General features: G+C 58.7%; 30 protein-coding genes. 10 read left to right on the top strand and 20 right to left on the bottom strand.

The window, feature by feature from the left end:
• Window positions 1–142 precede the first annotated feature (142 nt).
• Window positions 143–532 (bottom strand): hypothetical protein, encoded by a 390-nt coding sequence (locus FFR93_RS12100; protein ID WP_064705348.1) that lies wholly within the window; start codon window positions 530–532, stop codon window positions 143–145.
• A gap of 125 nt (window positions 533–657) precedes the next feature.
• On the bottom strand, window positions 658–888 hold the full coding sequence (locus FFR93_RS12095) for a DUF982 domain-containing protein (RefSeq protein WP_246569423.1): 231 nt from the start codon (window positions 886–888) through the stop codon (window positions 658–660).
• A gap of 292 nt (window positions 889–1,180) precedes the next feature.
• Between FFR93_RS12095 and uvrB the strand changes: the two genes are divergently transcribed.
• Window positions 1,181–4,135 carry an excinuclease ABC subunit UvrB gene (gene uvrB / locus FFR93_RS12090; RefSeq protein ID WP_138393389.1) on the top strand — a complete coding sequence of 985 codons (2,955 nt, stop codon included), beginning with the start codon at window positions 1,181–1,183 and terminating at the stop codon, window positions 4,133–4,135.
• Between the two features lie 3 nt (window positions 4,136–4,138).
• Here uvrB and FFR93_RS12085 read toward each other — a convergent pair whose 3' ends face one another.
• From FFR93_RS12085 to FFR93_RS12075, 3 genes are all read right to left on the bottom strand, one after another.
• Window positions 4,139–4,804 carry a uracil-DNA glycosylase gene (locus FFR93_RS12085; protein WP_138393388.1) on the bottom strand — a complete coding sequence of 222 codons (666 nt, stop codon included), beginning with the start codon at window positions 4,802–4,804 and terminating at the stop codon, window positions 4,139–4,141.
• 279 nt (window positions 4,805–5,083) lie between these two features.
• On the bottom strand, window positions 5,084–5,782 hold the full coding sequence (locus tag FFR93_RS12080; protein ID WP_138393387.1) for a hypothetical protein: 699 nt from the start codon (window positions 5,780–5,782) through the stop codon (window positions 5,084–5,086).
• Window positions 5,783–5,902: 120 nt separating this feature from the next.
• Entirely contained in the window at window positions 5,903–6,625 is a 723-nt protein-coding gene (locus tag FFR93_RS12075; RefSeq protein ID WP_138393386.1) for an SOS response-associated peptidase, read from the bottom strand.
• A 158-nt stretch (window positions 6,626–6,783) separates the two neighbouring features.
• Between FFR93_RS12075 and FFR93_RS12070 the strand changes: the two genes are divergently transcribed.
• From FFR93_RS12070 to FFR93_RS12050, 5 genes are all read left to right on the top strand, one after another.
• Window positions 6,784–7,104 carry a hypothetical protein gene (locus tag FFR93_RS12070; RefSeq protein WP_138393385.1) on the top strand — a complete coding sequence of 107 codons (321 nt, stop codon included), beginning with the start codon at window positions 6,784–6,786 and terminating at the stop codon, window positions 7,102–7,104.
• Between the two features lie 13 nt (window positions 7,105–7,117).
• Window positions 7,118–7,504, top strand: a complete 387-nt coding sequence (locus FFR93_RS12065) for a GNAT family N-acetyltransferase (protein WP_138393384.1) — start codon at window positions 7,118–7,120, stop codon at window positions 7,502–7,504.
• Window positions 7,505–7,888: 384 nt separating this feature from the next.
• Entirely contained in the window at window positions 7,889–10,684 is a 2,796-nt protein-coding gene (locus FFR93_RS12060; protein ID WP_138393383.1) for a metal-binding protein, read from the top strand.
• 224 nt (window positions 10,685–10,908) lie between these two features.
• Entirely contained in the window at window positions 10,909–11,376 is a 468-nt protein-coding gene (locus FFR93_RS12055) for a DUF3828 domain-containing protein (RefSeq protein WP_138393382.1), read from the top strand.
• A gap of 692 nt (window positions 11,377–12,068) precedes the next feature.
• Complete coding sequence (locus FFR93_RS12050; protein WP_003540801.1) at window positions 12,069–12,281, top strand: cold-shock protein; 213 nt, start codon at window positions 12,069–12,071, stop codon at window positions 12,279–12,281.
• Between the two features lie 548 nt (window positions 12,282–12,829).
• Here FFR93_RS12050 and FFR93_RS12045 read toward each other — a convergent pair.
• Entirely contained in the window at window positions 12,830–13,147 is a 318-nt protein-coding gene (locus FFR93_RS12045) for a succinoglycan biosynthesis protein exoi (protein ID WP_138393381.1), read from the bottom strand.
• Between the two features lie 35 nt (window positions 13,148–13,182).
• Here FFR93_RS12045 and FFR93_RS12040 point away from each other — a divergent pair, with 35 nt between their 5' ends.
• Window positions 13,183–14,337 carry a patatin-like phospholipase family protein gene (locus tag FFR93_RS12040; RefSeq protein WP_246661302.1) on the top strand — a complete coding sequence of 385 codons (1,155 nt, stop codon included), beginning with the start codon at window positions 13,183–13,185 and terminating at the stop codon, window positions 14,335–14,337.
• 11 nt (window positions 14,338–14,348) lie between these two features.
• Window positions 14,349–15,239: a nucleotidyltransferase gene (locus FFR93_RS12035; RefSeq protein WP_138393380.1), complete on the top strand. Its 891-nt coding sequence runs from the start codon at window positions 14,349–14,351 to the stop codon at window positions 15,237–15,239.
• A 312-nt stretch (window positions 15,240–15,551) separates the two neighbouring features.
• On the opposite strand, the gene FFR93_RS12030 is transcribed toward FFR93_RS12035, so the two are convergent.
• From FFR93_RS12030 to FFR93_RS12010, 5 genes are read right to left on the bottom strand one after another with little or no spacing between them, the layout of a single operon-like run.
• The gene (locus tag FFR93_RS12030) at window positions 15,552–15,929 is read right to left on the bottom strand and encodes a thermonuclease family protein (protein ID WP_138393379.1); all 378 of its coding nucleotides are present in this window, start codon (window positions 15,927–15,929) and stop codon (window positions 15,552–15,554) included.
• Window positions 15,926–16,147, bottom strand: a complete 222-nt coding sequence (locus FFR93_RS41395) for a hypothetical protein (protein ID WP_138393378.1) — start codon at window positions 16,145–16,147, stop codon at window positions 15,926–15,928. The genes FFR93_RS12030 and FFR93_RS41395 overlap by 4 nt, the downstream gene beginning before the upstream one ends.
• Window positions 16,144–17,193: an SOS response-associated peptidase family protein gene (locus FFR93_RS12020; RefSeq protein WP_138393377.1), complete on the bottom strand. Its 1,050-nt coding sequence runs from the start codon at window positions 17,191–17,193 to the stop codon at window positions 16,144–16,146. Before FFR93_RS12020 ends, FFR93_RS41395 begins: the two co-directional genes overlap by 4 nt.
• Window position 17,194: 1 nt before the next feature.
• Window positions 17,195–17,506, bottom strand: a complete 312-nt coding sequence (locus FFR93_RS12015; protein WP_246661301.1) for a hypothetical protein — start codon at window positions 17,504–17,506, stop codon at window positions 17,195–17,197.
• Window positions 17,507–17,517: 11 nt separating this feature from the next.
• Window positions 17,518–17,718 (bottom strand): hypothetical protein, encoded by a 201-nt coding sequence (locus FFR93_RS12010; protein ID WP_138393375.1) that lies wholly within the window; start codon window positions 17,716–17,718, stop codon window positions 17,518–17,520.
• Between the two features lie 131 nt (window positions 17,719–17,849).
• Between FFR93_RS12010 and ligD the strand changes: the two genes are divergently transcribed.
• A complete protein-coding gene (ligD, locus tag FFR93_RS12005) occupies window positions 17,850–18,917 on the top strand; it encodes a non-homologous end-joining DNA ligase (protein WP_138393374.1) in 1,068 nt (355 codons plus the stop codon).
• Between the two features lie 20 nt (window positions 18,918–18,937).
• On the opposite strand, the gene FFR93_RS12000 is transcribed toward ligD, so the two are convergent.
• The 4 genes from FFR93_RS12000 to FFR93_RS11985 form a co-directional block, all read right to left on the bottom strand.
• Window positions 18,938–19,732: a DUF2971 domain-containing protein gene (locus tag FFR93_RS12000; protein ID WP_171049164.1), complete on the bottom strand. Its 795-nt coding sequence runs from the start codon at window positions 19,730–19,732 to the stop codon at window positions 18,938–18,940.
• Between the two features lie 126 nt (window positions 19,733–19,858).
• A complete protein-coding gene (locus tag FFR93_RS11995; RefSeq protein WP_138393372.1) occupies window positions 19,859–20,164 on the bottom strand; it encodes a CopG family transcriptional regulator in 306 nt (101 codons plus the stop codon).
• A gap of 13 nt (window positions 20,165–20,177) precedes the next feature.
• Window positions 20,178–20,414, bottom strand: coding sequence for a hypothetical protein (locus FFR93_RS11990; RefSeq protein WP_138393371.1), 237 nt, complete (start codon window positions 20,412–20,414; stop codon window positions 20,178–20,180).
• Window positions 20,415–20,617: 203 nt separating this feature from the next.
• Window positions 20,618–21,085 (bottom strand): hypothetical protein, encoded by a 468-nt coding sequence (locus FFR93_RS11985; protein ID WP_138393370.1) that lies wholly within the window; start codon window positions 21,083–21,085, stop codon window positions 20,618–20,620.
• 403 nt (window positions 21,086–21,488) lie between these two features.
• Here FFR93_RS11985 and FFR93_RS11980 point away from each other — a divergent pair, with 403 nt between their 5' ends.
• On the top strand, window positions 21,489–22,169 hold the full coding sequence (locus FFR93_RS11980; RefSeq protein ID WP_138393369.1) for a TIGR02391 family protein: 681 nt from the start codon (window positions 21,489–21,491) through the stop codon (window positions 22,167–22,169).
• Here the strand turns inward: FFR93_RS11980 and FFR93_RS11975 are convergent.
• The 5 genes from FFR93_RS11975 to FFR93_RS11960 form a co-directional block, all read right to left on the bottom strand.
• On the bottom strand, window positions 22,166–22,417 hold the full coding sequence (locus FFR93_RS11975) for a hypothetical protein (protein WP_246661300.1): 252 nt from the start codon (window positions 22,415–22,417) through the stop codon (window positions 22,166–22,168). The genes FFR93_RS11980 and FFR93_RS11975 overlap by 4 nt on opposite strands.
• A gap of 219 nt (window positions 22,418–22,636) precedes the next feature.
• On the bottom strand, window positions 22,637–22,807 hold the full coding sequence (locus FFR93_RS40830; RefSeq protein ID WP_171049163.1) for a hypothetical protein: 171 nt from the start codon (window positions 22,805–22,807) through the stop codon (window positions 22,637–22,639).
• 5 nt (window positions 22,808–22,812) lie between these two features.
• The gene (locus tag FFR93_RS11970) at window positions 22,813–23,202 is read right to left on the bottom strand and encodes a transposase (RefSeq protein ID WP_138393367.1); all 390 of its coding nucleotides are present in this window, start codon (window positions 23,200–23,202) and stop codon (window positions 22,813–22,815) included.
• A complete protein-coding gene (locus FFR93_RS11965) occupies window positions 23,192–23,617 on the bottom strand; it encodes a hypothetical protein (RefSeq protein ID WP_246661299.1) in 426 nt (141 codons plus the stop codon). Before FFR93_RS11965 ends, FFR93_RS11970 begins: the two co-directional genes overlap by 11 nt.
• 50 nt (window positions 23,618–23,667) lie before the next feature.
• Complete coding sequence (locus FFR93_RS11960) at window positions 23,668–23,892, bottom strand: hypothetical protein (RefSeq protein WP_138393365.1); 225 nt, start codon at window positions 23,890–23,892, stop codon at window positions 23,668–23,670.
• Window positions 23,893–24,070: the final 178 nt, after the last annotated feature.

Genomic DNA, 24,070 nt, shown 5'->3' with positions numbered 1-24,070 from the left:
CTTTATCAATGGTCGACAGATGGGATTTAAAGAAGCTGGTATAAGCCTGTGCTTCGCGGCTCCACCCTCTCAGGCCGCGCAGATCCGAGCCGCGGCTCAACGAGCTCTTGAACGGCGACGCGGCCGAAGCCCTTGTCCTGCGTCAGGTCTTCATGCCGGTCAGCTCAGGAAACGGGTAGTAGCGCAGCCGCTTGTCCTTGCAACGATAGTCATTCGCCGTTGCGCCGAGGATTTGGCCTTCCGTAAAGGAGACGCCGAGATAGGCCCAGTCGCCCCAGCTGCGCTTGGGCACCACCCGCACACAATAAGCATAGATCTTCTTCTCGGGCTCGAGCAGCACCACGCTTGAAATCCGCGCCCAGACGACTTCGCCCGCTTCGTGTCTATAACTTCTCTTGAATACGATATCGATGAAGTTCTGCCTGATGTCACTGGAGGGAGGACGCTGGGAATCTGCAACGGATTGCGAAACGGGGGCGTTGCAGCCCGCCAGCATCAGCAGGGCTGCGCAAGCAAGGACTTTTATTTTCATTCAGATGAATCTCCAAAGAATCGAGCGCGACAACGCTGCGAATTCTACAAACACAACGGGAACAATATTTGCAATACATGAAAATAGACATTGTCGACGCCGCGCATGTGGCCGCGTCAATCCATCTATACCGGACGATCTGAAGAGGAATTTGCACCCCCTTCCCCATCATCATTGATCGAGACGCCAGCTTCCAGCGCCGCAAGGATAAAAGCCTGCCGCACCGTTTCAGCCGGCATGCGTCCGGCAAGCCAGGCACGGCAGAAGTCGATCGCCCTCTGCTGATGGACGCCGCCATTCACCGGCCAGTCGGTGACGAGTGCGTAAAGCGCATCCTGCGGTGAGCGGAGAACCAGCCGTTCGCCGGTATCAAGATCGATAGAGATCGGTTTTTTCCAGAAGGCGGAATGGTCGCTAATGGCAGTCGCACCTGACGCTGAGATGACATAGGACTAACTGCTGAAGGCCGATGCCGGTTCCAGTGCGGACCGAAGGAAGGCCCTGTGGCTCCGCGGAGGCGTCGAATGGCAAGACGGGCGCTCCGGCCGCCGCCATAAGAATTGTTGAGCCAATCCGAATGATTCATTCGTTTCCCTTTTGTACTCTTTGCCTCTTCCCTTTCGCGCTGACTCTCTCCATATTCGCGCCATGGCCAGATCTCCGAAAAAATCTTCGCCCTCGAATGGTTTCGAGGAAGCCCCGCAATCGTCCTTCGAAGGCGCCCCGCTCTCCGGCTCCGTCGCCGATTGGGTGAGGCAGCTTGAGGCCGATGCCGAAGCATCCGGCGTCGAGAGCCAGCGTGAGATTGCCTCCAAGGCTGGCAAGCACCGGAAGAAGGTGGAGAACGCGGCGCGCAAGCATTCGGAGGCCGTCAGCGTCAACAAGAAGGCGACCGTCGGCAAGACGGCCCGCGGCGTCTCGATCGGCGGTTCCTCCGACCCGAAGACGCGGGCCGCCGCCGGTCTCAACCCGGTGGCCGGCCTCGACATCTCGTTGGAGGATGCCGGCAGTTTGGCGCCTGGCGGCGTCACCGCCACGGTGGAGGCGCTGTCGAAGCTGATCGAAAGCGGCAACCCGCTGCACAAGAACGGCAAGATCTGGACGCCGCACCGCCCTGCCCGCCCGGACAAATCCGAAGGCGGCATCACCATCCGCATGGCTTCGGAATACAAGCCGGCCGGCGACCAGCCGACGGCGATCCGCGACCTCGTCGAGGGCCTGCAGAGCGGCGAGCGCAGCCAAGTGCTGCTCGGCGTCACTGGCTCGGGCAAGACCTTCACCATGGCCAAGGTGATCGAGGAGACGCAGCGCCCGGCTGTCATCCTGGCGCCGAACAAAACGCTGGCCGCCCAGCTCTATTCCGAATTCAAGAACTTCTTCCCCGACAATGCGGTGGAATATTTCGTTTCCTATTACGATTACTACCAGCCGGAAGCCTATGTGCCGCGCTCCGACACCTATATCGAGAAGGAAAGCTCGATCAACGAGCAGATCGACCGCATGCGCCACTCGGCAACGCGCTCGCTGCTCGAACGTGACGATTGCATCATCGTCGCCTCGGTCTCCTGCATCTACGGTATCGGCTCGGTCGAGACCTATACGGCGATGACCTTCCAGATGTCGGTTGGCGACCGGCTGGACCAGCGCCAGCTGCTGGCCGATCTCGTCGCCCAGCAATATAAACGCCGCGACATGGATTTCACCCGCGGCTCCTTCCGCGTGCGCGGCGATACGATCGAAATCTTCCCTGCCCACCTCGAGGATGCCGCCTGGCGCATCTCGATGTTCGGCGACGAGATCGACGCCATCACCGAATTCGACCCGCTGACCGGCCAGAAGACCGGCGACCTGAAATCGGTGAAGATCTACGCCAATTCGCACTATGTCACCCCGCGCCCGACGCTGAACGGCGCCATCAAGGCGATCAAGGAGGAGCTGCGGCTGCGCCTCGCCGAGCTTGAGAAGGCCGGCCGCCTGCTGGAGGCCCAGCGCCTGGAGCAGCGCACCCGCTACGATATCGAGATGCTGGAAGCCACAGGCTCCTGCCAGGGCATCGAGAACTATTCGCGCTATCTCACCGGCCGCGATCCCGGCGATCCGCCGCCGACGCTGTTCGAATATATCCCCGACAACGCCATCGTCTTCATCGACGAGAGCCATGTCACCGTGCCGCAGATCGGCGGCATGTATCGCGGCGACTTCCGCCGCAAGGCGACGCTGGCCGAATATGGTTTCCGGCTGCCCTCCTGCATGGACAACCGGCCGCTGCGCTTCGAGGAATGGGACGCCATGCGCCCCGACACAATCGCCGTTTCGGCCACACCAGGCAGCTGGGAGATGGAACAATCCGGCGGCGTCTTCGCCGAACAGGTTATCCGCCCGACGGGGCTGATCGACCCGCCGGTCGAAGTCCGCTCGGCCCGCACCCAGGTCGATGACGTGCTCGGCGAGATCCGCGAAACCGCCGCCAAGGGCTACCGCACCCTCTGCACCGTGCTGACCAAGCGCATGGCCGAGGACCTGACCGAATATCTGCATGAGCAGGGCGTGCGTGTGCGCTACATGCACTCGGATATCGACACGCTGGAGCGTATCGAGATCATCCGCGACCTGCGCCTCGGCGCCTTCGACGTGCTGGTCGGCATCAACCTGCTGCGCGAGGGCCTCGACATTCCCGAATGCGGCTTCGTCGCCATCCTCGACGCCGACAAGGAAGGCTTCCTGCGCTCCGAGACGTCGCTGATCCAGACGATCGGCCGCGCCGCGCGAAACGTCGACGGCAAGGTCATCCTCTATGCCGATCAGATCACCGGCTCCATGCAGCGCGCCATGGACGAGACCGCGCGCCGCCGCGAAAAGCAGATGGCCTATAACCTCGAAAACGGGATCACGCCGGAATCCGTCAAGGCCAAGATCTCCGACATCCTCGACAGCGTCTACGAGCGCGACCACGTCCGCGCCGACATCTCGGGCGTCTCCGGCAAAGGCTTCGCCGACGGCGGCAACCTCGTCGGCAACAACCTTCAGGCCCATCTCAACGCACTCGAAAAGAGCATGCGCGACGCCGCCGCCGACCTCGACTTCGAAAAAGCCGCCCGCCTGCGCGACGAAATCAAACGCCTCAAAGCCGCCGAGCTGGCTGTCATGGACGATCCGATGGCGAGAGAGGAAGCGCGCAACCAGGAGGGCGGCAAGAGGAGCGGAAAAGCTAGCCGCGAGTCGATCTCCCCCCTTGTGGGGGAGATGTCTGGCAGGACAGAGGGGGGTGCTACACGCACCTACTTCGCCAAACCAGAACTTGACGAAATGGGCCGCCACGTCGCCACCCCCGCCGGAGAAGGCAAGAGCCTCTTCCGCCGCAACACGCTCGACGAAATGACCGTCGGCCGCACGGAAAAACCGGTGATCGGCCACGTGCCGGAGAAGCCGGACGCCGCCAAGGGCACGAAGCGGTTCTCACCGCTGCTCGAAGGCCAGCCGGAACGCGACGACGGCGTCAGGCCGGTGGTTCGCGGCCGGGTTGGCGCCGGGAGCTATGAGGAGCCCGGCGAGCAGAAGCGCAAGGGGCGGACAAAGGGGAAGACCGGGCGGCCGGGGCGTTGAGGCTTAGATCGCTCCCCCTTGACCGTAGCTCTCTATGCGCTGTCCATAAATCTCGTTCATCTGCTTCAGGAAAATTGTCTGCCCCCCGTAACTGGGGTGACGCACACAAAGATTTCGAAGTGCCAAACGCTGCGTCCAGACGGCAGCGTCATTGCCGATAGCAATGAGATTTCTCACCGGGAACGAAGTGCAGAGTTCCTCCAGAAAACTAAATCCCAGTTCCGCTTCAGAGCGAGTGTGCTGGCGATTTGACATCGGCTTGCCACTTTCGTGAGGATGTAGAGGAAATACATTCCACGTCAGGATCGGTATGTTCACGGCGGTGAGCACTCGATACACGCTCGCCGCCGTTCTCTCTTTCACCGGAGGACCATGCGTGGATCGCTCGAGCGAAAAAACTTTAAGGTGGAAAGCATAGAGTTCCAAACTATGTTCGTCGGTGAGAGCAAGACCTGTCCTTCTACCGCCTCTATAGCCCAAATCCCGACCCACCCAGACATCAATCTCACCGGCAGCGCCCAACGCGCACAGGATGCGCAGCAAATTCTGTCGTCTGATTAAAGGTGCTGATCGTCGATCAAATATCTCACATGTATCTGCATAAGGATTGAAGCAGTTCTCCAGCTTTACAGCTGCGATCCGCTCTACGAAGGTCTCAACCTGGCCCATTTGATTTGTTCCCAACCAAATAGTTCGCCTATGAATCCACGCTCGTTCCGCGACAGCTGCCAAGACAGGATTTCCGCTCCAAGCTCTTCTGATATCTGTGAACGGTGGCCGTGCCCCTTTAGGCACCAAATGCAATAACTCACCTGGCAACTCAATCGCGTCCGTACGTGAATACATTGCTGGTAATTACTCGGTCGGTCCTACCATACCCGACAGCGCGGGGCGAGCGACCTCAGCCAACCGATCCTGATGGACAACCGCCCTCTCCCACCTTCCTCCTCACCTATACACAATCCTCGCCTCCCCCTTCACCAGCGCAAAATAAATCCGCTCCACCCGACAGGCCGCACTCCTGGCACTCGCCTCGTACCCCGCCGCCGGCCAGCCGCGGCGCGGGCTGCCGTCGGCGGCGAGCAGCCAGTACCAGCGCTCGTCGGAGCCGGTGAGATTGATCTTGAAGATCCGCCCCATGCAGGTTTCGCCGTCGAAGCCGATGAAATCGTCGCCCGGTTTTTCCTTCCAGGCGTGGCGCCATTTGCCCCTTGGCCTCTCGCCGCTGACAATCACCTCCCAGTCCTTCCAGCCGTTATAGTTCGATCGCGCCGTCAGCGACCCGTCATAGGTCTTCGGGTCGAACTCCATACAGGCTTCCAGGAAAACGGCGACGGCCTCGCACACGGTTCTCCACGCCTGGTCGTCGCGCCAGGTCAGCCTGTAGGCGAGTTCATCGGAGACGTTCCGCAGCGCCCCGGCGATGGCGGAAGCTACTGCTTCCCTCTTCACCGGCAGGCCGTTCGCTTTGATGTTGAGATAGGTGCAGAGGAATGCTGCTACCTCGTTGGCGATCGCATCGATGACATCAGGCTTTCGGCGTTTGCCGATCTCATAGCCGCCGAAGTCCCGGATCCGGCGCTGCGTCTGTCTGCGAAGGGCATTGTTGAGGAACGACCTTAACAGCGTTCCGACATCGTCTTGCATGCGTTGTCCTCTCCTCGTGAGGATGTGTTTGCCGCATAGTTTCGTGAAGGGCTCCCGCCCGAGCCGGTGAAAATGAGAGCAATTCCGGAGGCAAGACCGCCACCCCTTGCCTGGCTTGCCCTAGAGCAGCGCCGGCTCCGGATCGTCCTCGACTTCCTCGAGGATCTCGGGCCCGTCATTCCTGGGCGAGCCGACGCCCCGTCCGATCGTCCATATCGTCATCAGCTCGGCCGGGAAAGGCCTCATCAGATCGTTCGGATCCGGCTCCGGCGACAGCCAGCGTTCATAATCCTCGCGATGCAGGATGACGGGCATGCGGTCATGGATCTCAGCCATCATCTCGTTCGACTCGCAGGTGACGATGGCGAAGTTGCGCATCGAAATGCCGTTCTCATCTTTCCAGCTTTCCCAGATGCCGGCGAGCGCGAAGGCAGAGCCGTCCTTCATCGCGATCGCATAGGGCTGCTTGTTCTTGCCCGTGCCATGAATGTCCTTCCACTCGAAGAAGCCGTTGATCGGCACGAGGCACCGGCGCGAACGATATGCCGCGCGAAACATGCCAGTAGAAGCGATGGTCTCGCAGCGGACATTGACGGGCGGCGGCCGGCCGCCTGATTTGGCCCAGGAGGGCAGCAGGCCCCAGCGTGCCGACACGAAGATGGGACCCGATGTATCCGGCTCGCGCACGATATCCCTGACGATGATGGGATAATCCTGCGACGGTGCGCCGTTCCACCGGGGAAAGCGATTTCCAAGCCCGTCGATATCCCCGCCCTTCACGGCAAAGGGAAAATTGCTAATGAGTTCCTCAAGCGATGTCCTGAAGAATATGCGTCCGCACATGCCCTTTTCTCCGCCGGTGGAGTACTGGATGTTCCGATTATGTTCTCAGTCACAAGGGTGTCAACGAAGCTTCAGTTGCGCCCTTGCGGAAATGCCCGCCGCTCACCTCGACCCGCGAGGAATTGCGGCGGGCCGCACGCGCCAATATCCTGGAGGAAATGAGCAAGATCCGTGAAGATCGCATTGACGGTGGGATGATCGCCTATTATGTCGAGGACAACCCGCCGCTGACGGACGGCTTCTGCGCAATGGCCGAGAAGAATTTTCCCGATGATGCCTTCCTGACCCAGCGTCAGCGCGACGACGTTGCCCCGATCGAGCGGAATGCGCCGCCCCGCTCGTCATCACCCGGCGGCGGATCGATATGGCCAAGCAGCCTGGCGTCGATTTTCTCTTCGACATGGCCCTTGAATGCCGCGAGAGTCGGCTGGTCGTCGTCGCGGAATGAGCCCGCGACGCCCGTCCTCGATTACCGATGAAGGAAGCACCCCAATGCTGGAACTCCGCATCGACCCCTTCCCCTCCGCCGTCGAACTTAGCTCCCTCTGGTCCGCCGCCTGGGACGCCCTCGCCCCGCGCGACTTCACCCCTATCCTCTCCCGCAGCCTCGCCCATATCGGCGCCTACCACGACGACAGGCTCGTCGGCTTCGTCAACGTCGCCTGGGATGGCGGCATCCATGCCTTCCTCCTCGACACATCGGTTCATCCCGACGTGCGCAGGCAAGGCATCGCCACGCGGCTGGTCCGGGAGGCGACAAGGGTTGCGCAGGAGCGCGGCGCCGAATGGCTGCATGTCGATTTCGAGCCGCACCTCACAGGCTTCTACCACGCCTGCGGTTTCACGCCGACGAAGGCGGGACTCATCAAGCTCGCGTAACGCCTCCCGCGCCGGAAGCCGGAATAAGTCTAGCCACCACCAACCTGCGATAGTGGGGCGGGCGGTCGCGCGACGCAGCACTCCCGAAGAGACGGCCGAAAACACAACTTTTGCGAGAGACCACCGCCCGAGTATGAAAAGATAATGCTATTTAGAAGACCAAAGTATGGCTTTGAGTTCTCAAAATAAAATTCGCTTTCCGCAATATGTCATCCTTAGTTTTTCATTAAAAATGCTAGAAAATACACAATTCTGCATTGAAAACTTAATCTTGGGTTGGCATAGATCCATGAGGAGTTGTCATCCGCTGAGCAATAAAACAGCTCTCTCGGGCATGTCTCATATTGCCGAGTACAACGCATCTTTTGGGGAAAGATATTTTATATGGCCTTGAATATTCTGGACACGAACGGCGCCACAGTTACCAAGACCGGAGCTGAGTTCGAAGCCTACGATGTCATCCGCGACTCCGAAGCCGATCCTTCCGCTCCTGTCTCCCTCACTGTTTCCGATTCGTCCGTGGCGGATCTGGCCGACGAGCTGGGCTCGGTTTCCGCGAACGTAACCGGCACAAGCGGCGACAACACGATCACAACGGGCGCCGGCAACGATATGATTTCGGGCGGCGACGGCGCGGACACGCTGAGCGGCGGCAACGGCGATGACACGATCTACGGCGATGCCGGCAACGACAAACTGATCGGCGGTGATGGCAACGACAGAATCACTGATGGTGGTTTTGGCTTTGTGCTCGGACCTGATGGCAGCCTCCAGCCGGAAATCGTCGATATTGACGGCGGCGACGGCGACGACTTGATAACCATTGAGAGATTCGCTCCACTGATATCGGGAACCATCGATGGCGGTGCCGGGATCGATACGTTGCGAGTATCGGCGCTCCGCGACCTGACGATCAAGAATGTTGAAGTGCTTGAACTCGCCGATTTCCAAGTGAGCGGTTCGAGCGCGCAGTTCGAAAGCTTCGACAAGATCGCCAGGTCAAGCGATCCGGTCTTTAGTTATGACCCCTCATTGATTGTGACGGACAGCGCCCACCTCGATCTTTCCGACGAACTGGGGATTCTCGACACTCTTGTCAGGGGCTTCTCCGGCATCGACGTCAAAACTGGCGATGGCAACGACGAGCTCAGGGGCAGCGCCGTAAACGACATTCTCGACGGCGGTGGCGGCAACGACCTCATCAATGGCAACGACGGCAATGACAGGTTGACCGGTGGCGATGGCAGCGACACCATCGATGGCGGCGCCGGGGTCGACATGGCGGTTTTCTCTGGCAATTTCGCGAATTACTCCCTTGCGTCAGAAGACGGCAGCTATGTTGTCACGAGCGTACTTGAGGGCACGGACAGACTGACGGACGTCGAACTCGCGCGCTTTGCCGATGGCGTCTACGATTTCGCCACGCAGACTTTCGCGGTCAACAGCACCGAGCCGCCTACTGCTTTGAATATCCTCGAGACGCACGGCGTCACGATTACCAAGACCGGCGCCGAGTTCGAAGCTTACGACGTCATCCGCGACTCCGAGATCAACCCTCTCGTCCCTGTCAAGCTGGTCATCTCGGATTCCGGCACGGTAGACCTTTCCGACGAACTGGGCTCAGGCTCCGCCAATATCACCGGCTCAGGCGGCGACAATGCGATCACCACAGGCGCCGGCAACGACAACATCAATTGCGGTGACGGCAATGACACGCTGAGCGGCGGGGCCGGAAACGATCAGCTTCATGGTGGCGATGGCCATGACACGCTGAATGGCGGTGACGGCAATGACCAGCTCTGGGGCGACATCGGAAATGACATCATCAGAGGCGGCGCGGGTAACGATACGATCTCGGATGGTGAGCTTTTTGGCCTTGTCTCCGAAGTGGTTGATATCGATGCGGGCGACGGTAACGATGCCATAACTCTCGAGACATTCGCTTCAATGAATTCCGGAACGATCGATGGCGGCGCCGGGATCGATACGTTGCAGGTAACCTCGCTCCAGGGCCTGACGGTCAAGAACGTCGAGATTCTTGAAACGGCCGGATGGTCGGTTGCCGGATCGAGCGCGCAGTTCGAAAGCTTCGACAAGATCGTCTGGTCGACTGATCCGTTCGGCGATTTCCGCGCTTCGGTGTCCCTGACGGACAGTGCCCATCTCGATCTTTCCGACGAGCTCGGAGATCTCGGATCTTTCATCGCCGGCGACGCCTTCGGCATCGATGTCAAGACCGGCAGCGGCGGCGACGACTTTACCGGCACCGGCGGCAACGACATTTTCGACGGCAGCGGCGGCAACGACGTCCTCAACGGCAATGCCGGCGATGACAAACTGACCGGCGGCGCCGGCGACGATGCCATCGACGGCGGTGCCGGCATCGACACCGCGATCTTCTCAGGCCACTTCGCCACTTATTCCCTCGCTTTGAACGATGGCGATTACATTCTGACCAGCGCCGACCAAGGCACGGACACGCTGAAAGATATCGAGTTCGCGCGTTTTGCCGATGGCATCTACGATTTTGCCACGGAAACCTTCACGTCCAACAACTCTGCCCCAACCAACGTCCAGCTTTCGAAAACCGCCCTATCCGAGGATACTCCGATTTGGACCACCGTTGGTCTGCTCAGCGCCAAGGACGCCGACGGCGATCCCCTCACCTACACGCTGCTCGACGGCGCCGGCGATCACTTCCGGCTGAAAGGCAACCGCGTCGTCACCTCGAAGGCGCTGGACTACGAGACAGCCAAGTCGCACACGATCAAGGTGGCCGTCTCCGATGGCAAGGTGACCGTCGAAAAGGACATCACGATCAGCGTGCTCGACGTCAACGAGGCACCGGTCAACCAGGCGCCGATCAAGCTCTCCTTCTCGCGCAGCTCGATCTCCGAGAATGTCGCGATCGGCACCTCGGTCGGCCTTCTCTCCGCCGTCGATCCGGAAGGCGGCACGGTGAAGTGGCGGCTGACCGATGATGCCGACGGCATCTTCAAGCTCGTCGGCAACAAGATCCAGACGAAGGCCGCGATCGACTACGAAAGCACCCACAGTCTGACCTTCACGGCCGAAGCTTATGACGCGGCCGGAAACACTACCAGCCACGATTTCACGCTGGCTGTGAAGGACGTCTTCGAGCTGTCGTCTTCCAGCCTGCTGCACGACTCTTTGATCTAATCGCGGCAGGATCGTTGCCGGGCGCCGAGATGCGTCATGATCGACTTTCAGCGCCGGTGGGGCTTGCGGTCCCGCAAGCCCCACCGGCGGTAATTTCTAGGCGATTGCTGAAAGGACCGGCGGGGATGGCGAGGCCGCTGGCGACGTCGGCCACCGCAGAAAATCCCGCTCCACCTCGACGCTTGTTTCGACTATCATTCTCTGCTCATCGGAGGAGAGCCTGCATGCGTCTACCCACCATCATCCTCGGCCTTGCTATCTCGGCGTTCGCGGCCCTGCCCGCCTTGGCGGAGACCTACAAGACGCCGAAGGCGCTGCTCAAGGCGCTTTACAGCTACGACACCGACAGGAGCGATGCCGAAGCGCCCTCGCCCTATTCGATCTTCTTTTCAGACCATCTGAACAAGCTTCTCCAGGCCGATCTCGACAACACGCCCGAGGGCGATGTCGGCGCGGTCGATTTCGATCCCGTTATTGCGGGCCAGGACGGGGAGGCAAGCAATGTTAGGATCGGACAGCCGATCCTGTTGGACGACAAGGCCGAGGTGGAAGTACAGTTCGACAACGGCAAGGAGGTGACGCTCTTCTACAGCTTGGTGCGCGAGCATGGCGGCTGGAAGGTCGACGACATCGCCGATCAGCAGGGCGATAATCCCTGGAGCCTGAGTGCACTGCTCGGGGATGCGCAGTAAAACGGCAGGCGCCAGAAGAGAGCCCTCATCGTGAGGAGACCCAAGGGGGCGTCTCGAACCACAAGGGTGGGCGCACAACTCCTTACCTGCAATCCGCACAGCCCCTCTGCAGAATCAAAGGCAATGGCACCGGTGGCCGCCCCCGTCCTTCGAGGCTTCGCCCTAAGGCTACGCATCTCGCGATGAGGGCGGAGCAATAACGGCGCCCGGAACACCGGAGGCAGGCTCTGCGATCCTCTTCACCATGAGGGCTGATTGATATGGCCTGCGCTCCGACCGCAGCTCCGCAAAATCCATGCGCGGCCACCTGAAGCGCGCCTCATCCCGTTTCGACACGGAATCCCGCTATGGCACATCGGCGCAACGATCTGCTAAGTTTTCGTCAAGTATCTGAATCTTCGGCATTTCCTGTCACGACAATGGCCATGCCACAATAATGTCGCTTGCCTTTTGACCGAAATGATGGCACCAATCCACCTACTCGGGCATTTGCATGCCGGTGACTGGACTGATGTGGTATCTCTTCCTTCACGGAAGGGGCGCGGGAATACCCGCCTGCGTAGACGTTCTTTCCCCGTACGTGACTTCTCCGACTGACCCTTCGTCCCAACGATTCGGGGCGAAAGCTAAAGCCGTCCGCTTCCTCTCGGGGGCGCGGATACTACACAGACTAAGGGAAAAGGACGCTCCCAATGGCCACCAAAGGCACCGTAAAATTCTTCAACCAGGACAAGGGTTTTGGTTTCATCACGCCGGACGGCGGCGCAAAGGACGTTTTCGTCCACATTTCTGCGCTGCAGGCTTCTGGCATCCAGTCGCTGCGCGAAGGCCAGCAGGTTACCTTCGACACCGAGCCGGACCGCATGGGCAAGGGCCCGAAGGCTGTCAACATCTCGGCTTCGTAAGCTAGATTATCGCTTCGGCGGCAGGAACGGCGCTCCGAAAGGGGCGCCGTTTTTGTTGCGGCGCTTGTATTTGTCGATCGCACGGCCAGGTGTTATATGCGCCCCTAATGATGATCTCGTCCGACGGGCGATGCAGCGCCGGCATTGAGGCGCAACGGCTACAAGGAACAATGGACCGTCGATGACTGCTAAGAGGCCGATATTCGCGGTGGCACCGATGATCGATAGGACCGACAATCCTTAAAAGCAAAGCGTTCCGCCGGCATGTTGTATGCATTGTTGTAGCGGACCGGCGCTATGCAGAAAAATGCCATGATCTTCCTCGATCTCTTCTGTGAGACACGGCCTCTCCACCCGGCGCTAATGCTCCGCTTTGCCTCTCACGGGGCCGCCAGCGCGCTTCATCGATAAAGGCCGGGGATTATGCCCCGGAGAGAACATTGCGTGCGTGGGGCCGTGTCTTTGGGCGGCACCCGGAAACTTCGGCAAGCTTACCGACGCCATCTTCGGTCAAGTCCATTTCCAACGGCATGTCCGACACCAAAGCCTCACGATTTCGATTTCCGCCAGCCGGCAGCCCAAGCTTCAAATTCCGAGCAGAACCACCGTTCTCCATACTGCGGACTGATCTTGGTCTGTGCGTAGTATTTCTGCCCCGGCACGTGGAAGATGCGCTCGCCCGTCTCGATCGAGACGTTGCCCTTGATCCTGCATGATAGACCGGAGCCGCCAGGAGCGCTCCATGAGGCCAGCATGTCGCTCGCGGTCCAGCCGCCCGCCGCACCAAAAGCGACCGCGCCGATGACCAGACCCGGCGCCCTTAGCAGCACCGATTTTTTCTGCGGAACACGATAGCCCGGACGCATGCCCCATTCCCCCATGCGCGAAGATCGTAACCGCGTTGCCGCACGGCGAACATCTCTCCAAAAGGGGTATCTCGATCATTCCAACCTGCCGGGTGATCCTGGTGCCGATCGGTATTTCAGGCGCTCATGCGGTCGTCGGTAGTCACGCCGACGACCTTTCAAATATTCAGTGGAGAGTAGCGAGTTGGCGGGTCACCTCGCATCCGCTTTCGTCTATAACAAAATTGATTTTGCTTTGGGGACTTTGTTTGGTCGAGAAAGTCGCAGCATCAAAACCTTTCCGCATCTTGAGCTTGGACGGCGGCGGCGCCAAAGGGTTCTACACCCTTGGCGTATTGGCCGAGGTTGAAGCGGCGCTTGGTGCGCCCTTGTGTGAGCGTTTTGACCTGATCTACGGCACCAGCACTGGCTCGATCATCGGAACGCTGCTTGCCATTGGCAAATCAGTTGCAGACGTCCATGAGCTTTACAAAGAGCATGTCCCAACCGTCATGAGACCTTGGCTTCCTAGCCAAAAGACTGCCAAGCTGACGGAGCTGGCCGAAGCAATTTTCGAGGACGATGGGTTCGACAAGGTGAAGACTGGCATCGGTATAGTCGCTACTAACTGGCTTCTTGAGACACCGATGATTTTCAAGGCTGACAACGGACAGGCACATGGGCGGCAGGCCAGCTTCGTCCCCGGTTTCGGCTGCAAGCTGCGGGATGCCGTCCAGGCGTCATGTTCGGCATATCCTTTTTTTTCGCGCAAGGTCATCACAACCTCGAAAGGAAATAGGGTTGAGCTTGGGGACGGTGGCTTTTGCGCTAACAATCCGTCACTTTACGCAATCGCGGACGCGGTGGAAGCATTCAAAATCCCGCGGCCTGACATCGCGCTTCTAAGCATCGGCGTCGGTGTCTATCCCTCGCCAAAAAAGGTGACATTCAGTCCATCTTGGACGTTGAACAAGCTTCCTTCTGTTCGGCTCCTTCAGAAGGTGCTGGAGATCAACACTCAGTCAATGGACCAACTTCGCAAAGTGCTGTTCAGCGATGTGCGGACGGTGCGGATCAATGACACGTTTTCTCAACCCGAGATGGCGACAGATCTGCTGGAGCATGATTTGACGAAGCTCAATCTTTTGCATCAACGGGGCGAGCAGTCGTATGCGGCGCAGGAACAATGCGTCCTACAGCTTTTCACCTGACAGGAGAGCAGATGGCTATTCCGGAAGCGCAACTGGAAACTTGGGCAGCCATAGGCGCTCAGGTAACGTCCAAAGATACATATGCCGACATCAAGGCCGTTCTCGAACACGCTGACGCTCCATTCCGGTCACGCCAGCCATGCGTGTTTCTGCAGGGTTCCTACGGCAACGATACCAACGTGCGGACCGAAAGCGACGTGGATATCGTCATCCGCATGGACTCGGTCTTCTATTATGACATTAGCGCGTTGAGTGCAGATGATCACAAGGCCTTCACACGTGACCATCCACCCTCGGAGTACAGATTACAGGAGTTTAAGGCAGAAGTGGTCCAATGGCTGGTTGCCAACTACTCCTCTGATGTTGATGTGGGCAACAAGGCTGTCACAATAGCCGCTCGCGGAAACCGGCGAAAAGCCGACGTGCTTATCTCGGCGAAACATAAGCGGTTCTATTATGCTGGGTTTATGGGTACGGATAGCGTTGAGGGAGTGAAGTTCCTTACCAGGAACGGCCAGTGGATTGTCAATTACCCCCAGCTTCACTCCACGAACCTGACAACTCGCCACCAGGCGACCAACAACTGGCTCAAGCCCGCGGCACGCATTCTCAAGAATATGCGAAGCCGCGCGACTGAAGCTGGGATACTGTCCACGGGGGTGGCACCTTCATATTATATCGAAGGACTTCTCTACAACGTGCCAGTCCATCTCTTTGGCAAAAGTTATGCCGATACGGTCTGGAACTGCCTGAACTGGCTGTTACAGGTGGATAAAAGCGAGTTTCGTTGCGCAAATGAACAGCACACTCTTCTCGCTGCCGACTCCTCCGTTTCATGGCATCCTGACCACTGTCGCGCGTTTCTTGACGGCCTTGCTGCATTCTGGAACACATGGCCTTAACCGCGAACCATCTGCCCGCACCTAGTTTTTGAGCGGGGTGGCCTCAGTAGTGCAGCGGCAAGAATTCGCTCCAACCAGACCGGCTTCGAAGAAGGAAGATGATCGCCCGCAGCGCCACATCATCAGTACCGGCGGCAAGGCGGAGCAGATAGCCGACACGAGCGGATTCCAGTTTTGCGGCGCCGACGTCCAACTCGCGGCGAAAGCGTCGCCTCAGGGTTCTCGGATCGAACTTCCGGGCGCGGCCGAGGAAACGACCCGACGGCTCGACGCCACAATCGCGTCACTGGCATTAGTAGCAATATTTGGACGCTATCCGTTGCACCAATCGTGGGGCCGCCTCGGGCTCCATGTCCTGGCAAAGCCTTCCTGCAGCAGCTTCTTGCCGATCTCTTCCCCGTTCATTCTGTAGATGTTGACGAGCGGTCGGTGCGACGGCGTATGGTCCGTCGCGCCGCTAAAGACGACGCGCAATCCCTTTTTAGCCAGAAGCTCTTTCAGCCTGCCCTTGGCGATCAGCGCCAGCTTCCGTTCCTTGAGGCACTTCGCGTGCGATCCGATCTCCGGCGTGTCGATGCCCGAGACGAACGGGATACCTTCCCCCAGCAGTCGCATGTTTTGCCCATCGCATTTCACGGTGTCGCCATCGACAGCCGTCAGTGATGCGCATAGGATCAAACCGGCAATCAATTCGGCGCCCCCATTTCCGCAGCCTCGAGCTTCCGTCTCAGAGCCTGTTCCTGCTCGTAAGTTTTGTGGGGGAAGTGCTCCCAGCACCACCATCGAACCGGAATCGCCTTCGAGGGGCTATTGCCGAATCCTCCCCATTCCTTGCAGCCAGGCTCCTCACAATAATGTTCAAAGTGCACATTGGCGCCGGGTGCCGATGAGTGGTTTGTAATGCTCATGCGGCCACCGCCTCAGGCGCCAGAAGGATTAGCTGGTCATCGCGCAACGGCCGCTGCAATTTGCGGGCCTGCTCCCACGGCGCCGTCAGCCAGGCTTCGATCTCATCGCTATTCGTAAGAATGGCCGGCATAGCCTTCTGATGGATCGGCTCCACAACTCCGTTGGGCTCGGTGGTCAGAAACCCAAACAGGTCATTGACGGTGAGGCCTTCCTTTACCTTACGCACGCTCTCCCATTGCGGCACCCAGATCCCGGCAAAGAACATGAGGGGATGGCTTGGGTCGGCGGCAAACCAGGCGTTTGGCGTCCGACCGCCTTCAGGCTTATTCGCTGGATCCGGCTCGGCAAAGGAGGTGAACGGCACGACGCAGCGGAACTCGACACCCTGCCAGCGCTTCCAGTGCTTGCTCTCGACGTTGCGGACGTTAGTTGTCCCACCATCCGGCTCCATCTTTAGGAGCTGCTGGAAGTCCACCTCCTTGCCCTTCTTCCTGAGACCATCAGCTCGCTTCGTGGCTGCCTGGTATATCGCCTGAGACGAACTCGGCAGACCCCACCGCACATAGGCCAGCTCTCGGCCGGCTGGCGTGTTGCGGACGATCGGCGCCCTGTAGTCGGGCCAAAACTCGGTGATAGGCTCCATGTTGCCGGTGCTGTCGATCATAGCCCGCGTGATTGAGCGGATGGCATCCTGGTTGCTCAGCATCCGATAGAGATTGCACACATTTCCCTCCCTCGGCGTCCATGCGCCCTTTCGGTCCACTTCGTCTGTATCGATGAATTGACCGCGCCAGCGGTCCCTAAAGCGGCATGCAGCTTCGCGGGTTGCGAAGCAGAAAACAAGGTATTGATCCCACTCAACGGAAGCAGGATAGGATCTGGAAGCGGGATCATAGGCCAACGCAGAGATCAGGACTTCACCCCTGCCGCGGACATCATAGGCATGATCTCCGGAATGATAGTTCCCCCACCATAGGGCGACATGATGGGGAAGGTGAGCATCCAGGCGCCATCGGGCGATCGGATTGTCGCGTCGCGAGGCCATTCTACAGCACTCCGTCTTCCCATATCGGCTTCTTGACCGTGCTGATCCGGACCAAGCGGCGCACGGTGAGCTTGCCGATCTCCGATCCCCAGATTTGGACGACCTTCAGGTTCATATAATCTCCGCGGTTGCAGCGCTCGCAGTGGAAACGGCCGGCCAGACGGTCGAGGCTCACGTTCGTTGTCAATTGCAGCAGGTCGCGCGGAAAGAAACGGTATGTCCTCCGACAGAATTGACATGTGACCTCCAGCAATTGACCGGCTTCAGCCGCGTCGCGCAGGCTCCACCCCCGCAACTTTTTGGCTTCGTTCATTTCCGGCATTGTCAGTCTCGATCGTAACTCGGCCGCCAACCGCGGGTGATGCCTCGGCCCATGGCGCCTTCCGTCAATACGAGCTGCCAGCGAAGGTGACGGATGTCTGCCAGGAGGGTTCCAATGGCCGCTTGTGCATCGCCTTTGTGATAAGCAAGCACCTCTGCGATCTCATCATCAACCATGGCTTCGCCGATCGGCTGCTCGCGCATTCCGTGCTCCATACTCAGTTTTCAGATTGGCGGCCGCCTCGCCGATGTTCTTATTATGTTCTCATCGTCAGACGAGTCAATAATCATTCTAGGCAAATTGCTTTTTAAGATGTTGCTGCTGAACTGCGGGCATGACAAAGCCGCCTCGCAAGCCTTCCAAGCCGCTGCTCGGTGAGACCGAAGCGCCGGTCCGCAGCCGCCCGCGTAAGAAGCGTGACCCGGCCCAGCATCAGCTTACCCTCGACCCCATGCCGGCACGCATCGACCCGTGTTTGGCGTTGCTGAAGCCGAGGCCGCCGAAAGGCCGGCAATGGGCGTTCGAGGTCAAATGGGACGGGTATCGCCTAGCCATTCATATTGAACCCAAGGGCGTCCGGGTTCTGACCCGTGGCGGCCATGACTGGACGGAACGATTTCCTGCCATCGCCGCCCAGGCAAAGCGCCTTCCTGTTTCGACTGCGATACTGGATGGCGAGGCCGTCGTGTTCGATGAGCTGGGGCGATCGGATTTCGGCAAGCTTCAGCAGTCGCTCGGCGGCCGTGGCGGAAAGCGGACATCGTGGGAATCGGTCCTGATGGCTTTCGACGTTCTCTACCTCGATGGCCATGACCTCACCGAGACAGAGCTCACCGCGCGGCGCCATCTCCTCGAGGGGATAGTGCCGGCCGGCGGGGAGGAAGCTATTCGCCTCTCCGAGGAGATCGAAGCGGACGGTGACAAGCTCTTTCGCATTGCCTGCGAGCATGGGCTTGAGGGCATCATCGCCAAAGACCGGAACAGCACGTATCGCGGCGGGCGCGGTGGCGAATGGCAGAAGATCAAATGCGTCCAGAGCGACGGCTTCGCCATTGTTGGCTATCAGAGGTCCAACTCGGCGTTCGGGAATATCGGCGCGCTCCTGTTGGCCGCGCGGAGGGAGGGCCAGCTGGTCTATGTCGGATCGGTCGGAACCGGATTCAACGCGAGCGAGGCGCTGAAACTTCGCGCTGCGATGGACAAGCTTAAGGTGCCGGCGCCTACGGTGAAATATTCCGGTGGGCGCAAAAACCTGATCTGGCTCAAGCCTACACTCGTCGCCGAGATCGAATACCGAGGCTGGACGCACGACGGCAAGCTGCGCCACCCCTCATACAAGGGGTTGCGCGACGAGCAGGACAATGCGGCGATCTCTCGGATTGCCGACGGCGACGGCGACTAGCGATTGTTCCGCAGAGTCGCTTACCTGTTTATGTACGTCGATTTGGAAGGCTCGACGCTCACCTGACTTCGCGTGAAGTCATACTTGTGCAGAAATGCCTGAACGAACGCTGCCGGCGTCTTGTTATTGGGGCCAATTATTACCTTTTTGACGAAAACGCCCAGGTCCTCACCGGTCATCTTCAGCGTCTCATAAGGTACTAGAATGTTCCCCCTCGAAAAATAGTCACAATCCTCGGCCGGCTTCGATGAAAGCAGCCGCCACTCCTGCTCCTCCTCGAACCCGGGGTTCTTCATGGCGTACAGGAGATTTCCCGAGTATTCGTCGATGCCATCGGTCAGCTCGCGACCACCATCGATTTGGCGGCTGGCTATTTCTTTGATCATGGCATCTTGCTTTTCCCGCGAGTACTCAACTTTCACAAATCGTCTCCGGAACGACTGCAATGCCGCCCCGCTGAAACCGATGCAAAAACCACGACCATCATCCGCGTAGCCGCGCCACTGGCTTAGCCGATCTGCCGCCTCGCTCAAACAGAAGCCAAGGGTCGGCCCCCTGCCAAAGAGCCGTTCATACAGGCCAGGCAGCTTAGTGTGGATGTCCAGGCCACGCGATTGGAATTCCTGCGCAAGAAGATCCCAATACCATTGACCCTCTGAGCTATCATTCGAGCAATTCAACGCCGAGAGGCGTATTGATCTTGACTCGATGATTCTAAAAAAGCTCTCGTTAGAGCAATAGTGGTAAAGGACGGAAGGGGCGCCTTCGTACTTTTCCGGCTTCAAAATGTCTGCGGTCAAATCGTCAAACGACAATTTCATCTCCCTCGAATAGTGCTGCGGACGGTCCTTTGGTGTGCATTGCGACTCAATTAGACTTCGTCCTCTTGTCTGACATAGAAAAAAACAGATGGCTAACCTCTTCGTTAGCCTTTTTGCCCTTCAGCTATAGTGCGGCCCATGCACTCCCATCGACGTCACATCTTCGTCCATTTCATGCACAGGCAGATAGGTGTTCTTCTCCAGCCACTCCCTGACGATGAACCTGACGGTATCGTTGCGCGTCTTGCCGAACTCGCCAGACAGATCCCGGAGGGCTTCTTCAATGTCGGCGTCGAAAGCGATTGAGCCGGAGTTGCGCAATAGCAGGGCTGCGCGACGAAGCATTATCTGAAGGTCGGGCCGGGAGACATCCGCGATGCGGTCGGCGGCGTCTTCGAGGAGGGTAGCGGTGTCTGGCGTGGTCATGCGGGGCCTTTAGTCATGTGTCGCCGGTCGATGCGACAGGTTGCCAGGGCACGGTTCTACCCTGGTATACCGGATAAATCTTCCACGCCACGGCACGACCAACCTTTGGGTCTGAGCCGTCGAAAGTTGCTAGTAGGATGCGCAAAGCCTGTTGGGCCCGCTCCTCGCTGGAAAAAGGCCCCTGATGCACGGAACTGCCGGCATCATCCTTCACCGCCACCCGATAGCCTTTCGCTTTACCTTGTTTCATATGAGCGTCCGTCGAACGATGCCAGGATAGGCGTTCTCAGTGAACGTCCTCGCGGGAGAGTCCAATATCGGCGGCTGTAGCCCCTTAATGTTTCCGTCTGGAACATTAACCGGCTTCCCTTTGGTTGCTACCTCACCCCGCTCTTGCCCCGCGTCATACCCCTCCCCAAACCAAAGCCTGGGAAGGGTGGACAAGAAGCAAGATTAAGCCATCCAGCTGCCGCTTCGATTGATGTTAGGTGGGTTAAAATGACCGCTGTGTTCGGCGAAGCCGCAAGAATGGCATTTCCATTGGGTCAAGCCATTGCCGGAGCCGAGATTATGCAGGAGCGATTTGGTGTTTTTGTTGTAGCAGTTCGCACATATCTTGTGCGGAGGTTCGCCATTCTCCATTCCGGCCTTTACCCGATACGCAAAAATACCCGGTGGAAGTTGCTCCAGCTCGTAACGCTTCTTCTCGCTCTCCCATGTTTCGAACCGAGCCAGATCTTTTTCAAGATCGCCTATTCTGTTAACAAGCGCCGCTTGAGCGGCTTGCGCGGACAGAATTTCGTTTTGCAGATTTATCACCGCTAAGTTCCGGTCAACAGAGTTGTCCATGTCTTTTACGGTCTTGGCGATTTCGAAGGCGGTTTTAACCGCGCCGAGGCCCGCGATGGTTTCAGCTATCATTTCGACTATTCCTGTGATTAAGCACAGGACGGCTTGACGACTCTGCCCACGGGCTTAAAGTCTGAATTGCGTTCATATCGAGCCGTCCGATGGTTTGGTTACGTTAATGGCGGCGAACTTCCGATTCGCCGCCATTTCCATAGGAACGTGTTCCGCTCGATTCCCGCAAGGGTGGGGATGCATCATACCCACAATTCACCAGGCGGCATTTGTTCTTCCCTTTTGGAAACAGCTAAGTGCAGCGTCTTGTGATCGTCGCCTACGACGAGCGTTTACGAGACGGTGCGGCATGCTGCACCTTTTGCCGGCTTCGCATGGCGGAGATAGTTTTCTCTAATTTGAAAGGTGCATATTTTTGTACGCTCTATATCGATCCATCCCAGATCCAGAAGTCATCATCGCAATGGAGCCGGAAGAGCTCGCTGCAAAAATCCTTTTTCTGCTTCAATCGCAGCAGCAAAATATCAGCCCCCACAATCTTGAGAATGAGGTCTACAACTCGACCGGCTCAGCCTATCCGCAACACAGCTGGGACGAGGTTGGGCAGGCTATGCGGGAGGCGTTCGCGTGGCTGGTCGCGCAAGGCTTGCTCGTGCCGGCACGAGGGCAATTTAGTGGTAGCGGTTGGATGATGCTAAGTCGCCGTGCTCGCGCCTTTGCAGATGAAGGAGATTTCCAAGCATATCGCGATGCGAAGATGCTGGACAAAGAAGGGCTTCATGCTCGAATCTCCGCTCCAGTATGGCAGGCATTTGTAAGGGGCGAGTATGATGTTGCCGTCTTCCAAGCCATGAAAGCCGTAGAGGTGGCGGTGAAAGAGGCTTCCGGTCTTACAGAATTGTTAGGCGTCAGGTTGATGAGAACCGCATTCCACCCCCAGACCGGCCCATTGGCCGACATGACGGTTGACGAGGGCGAGAGGGATGCGCGTATGAATCTCTTTGTTGGAGCTATCGGTTCCTATAAAAACCCTCAATCGCACCGAGACGTGAACTTGGACAATCCCCGCGAGGCGATCGAGATAATCATGCTGGCAAATCACCTTCTCCGTATCATTGACGTCCACCGCCAACAGCAAGGTTAGCGGTAACGGTCTTTATTGGCCCAGCGCGACGCCGGAGGAGGCGCGAACTTCGTCCAACCAAAACGAGATCGCATGACGAACTGGAGCGCCCTGAGAGCGATAGCGCCCTTGCCGCCCGCAAGGTCGAAAAGCCGCAGAGCGAGCGAGCATTCGAACTTAGATGCGCCGCGGCGTAACTCCGCTCCGTAACGCCGCCGCAGCGTCTTCTCGCTGATGGCGAGGACGTAGCAGATTTCCGACTGCCGCACTCCCCTAGAAGCCAACAGCTCAACGACACGGCGGTCAGTTGGGCTAGGGCTATGCGGCGGTCGTCCGGAGGTCTTTTTAGCCATTTCCATCTATGGGCGGGAAAAACTTCACCTGTAGTTTTCTGGCGCGAGAAAAAAATCCCTCCGTGTAAGGCGCGCGGGTCCGGCGGCTGCGGTCATCTTCGGATCGGACCTCCCCCCCTTCTGCACGCCTGCGTGTCACTGGAGCGTCGCGCTCGGTGCGTCACGTTCAGCGAAATACTGCAAGAGCGCATGCAGGAGGAGGTCGCGCTCACGCTTATCCGGTGCGCGGCCGAAGTGGCAGGTAAAGGCGATAGCGGCGTTCAAGGCGGTGACGGCTATCTCTTCCCGCTGCTGATGGTTGGTCATCGCCGTCACCTCCCTGATGCCTTCGGCCGGGCGGATTTCGCCGCCAACTGCCAGATGCTCGGATCGCTGCCGGGTACGACGCCTTCCGGCGTATCCGCGAGCGCGATCCACATTGCGCCATCTGAAGTGACGACCGAGCCTTTCCTGTATGGCAAAGCCCGCTGCCAGATGCCGGCGTAGCGGACGCCGCCAGCTTCGAGCTGCTCAATCCGGGCAGAGAGTGCCGTCAGTTTTGCCCCTGTAGCGGCGGTCGTGGCGGCGATGAGCGCGTGAACACACCTGGTACTTAAGGGCCTTCGAAGTTCCTCGGGTGAGTAGGCGGCATTCAGACCGGCTCTGATCTCGGCCGCACGCGCTGCAATTAAAGCGAGTTCCTCTTCGTGCTCATCCGTCATTTCTAAGCCCTTCTAGCAACTCCTCGATCTCGGTGCCCGACATAGTGCCGCGTTGAGCTAGGACAAAAGCCAGCTTCTCGATCGTTTGGCGATGGTCGATAACGAAGCGTGCTGCGAGAGCAGAAAGCGCGCAGCACATGTCATTGGGATCGTCGGCCCACGACCCCAAAAACACTGAATGCTCCAGGAGCTGTTGATCCGATTTCGACATCCCGGTGTTAGGCGCCGCAGCTTGGCCGGATAGCGCCGCGACCGCGTATGCTACGGCGAGACCTCCGTGATGACGACCCTGTTCTAGATAGTCGCCGGGCGGCTCGAGAGTAACCTCACCGTCAGCTGATGCCCGGCGGACGCGAATTCCATGCAGGAGCGCCGCGACGCAATGCGCGGCCTCATGGACAACAACTTCGCTCAAATTCCGATCGCTCATTTTCCTAGTGTAGCAAACCTCCGGCACGTGAGACGTTATGCGTCAGCATCGGGGCGGCAGAGGACCTGGATTATCCTATTGAGCCCGCGCCGCAATGTTTCGTCATCGTCGGCGTCGAGCGGGCTTAGAATCTTCAACCGTTCCAGCGCGGCGGTGAGTTCGACCTCGTCGATCTCAATTTGAAGCACACGACGGCCGGCTTTTTTCCGTGCTCGGTAGCGTCGCTGGCGCGCTCTGGAAGACTTGGCACCTACTGTCACCGACGCTGTCCCCAAAAGCGGTTTTTGATAACAAGGGAATCGTCCGCGGCCATGCTGCCCCTCGTTTTGCCGCGCCGGAATGTTTCCACGCTCTCCAATGAGGGGCGGGTCACGGTGTTCCACACTCTCCCTCTATAAAGGGAGAGAAGAGTGTGGTGGACACCTACCCGCATGGCGG

Source organism: Rhizobium sp. MHM7A, from assembly GCF_005862215.1.
Lineage (GTDB): Bacteria > Pseudomonadota > Alphaproteobacteria > Rhizobiales > Rhizobiaceae > Rhizobium > Rhizobium bangladeshense.
This window is presented reverse-complemented; position numbering and strand designations above follow the sequence as displayed.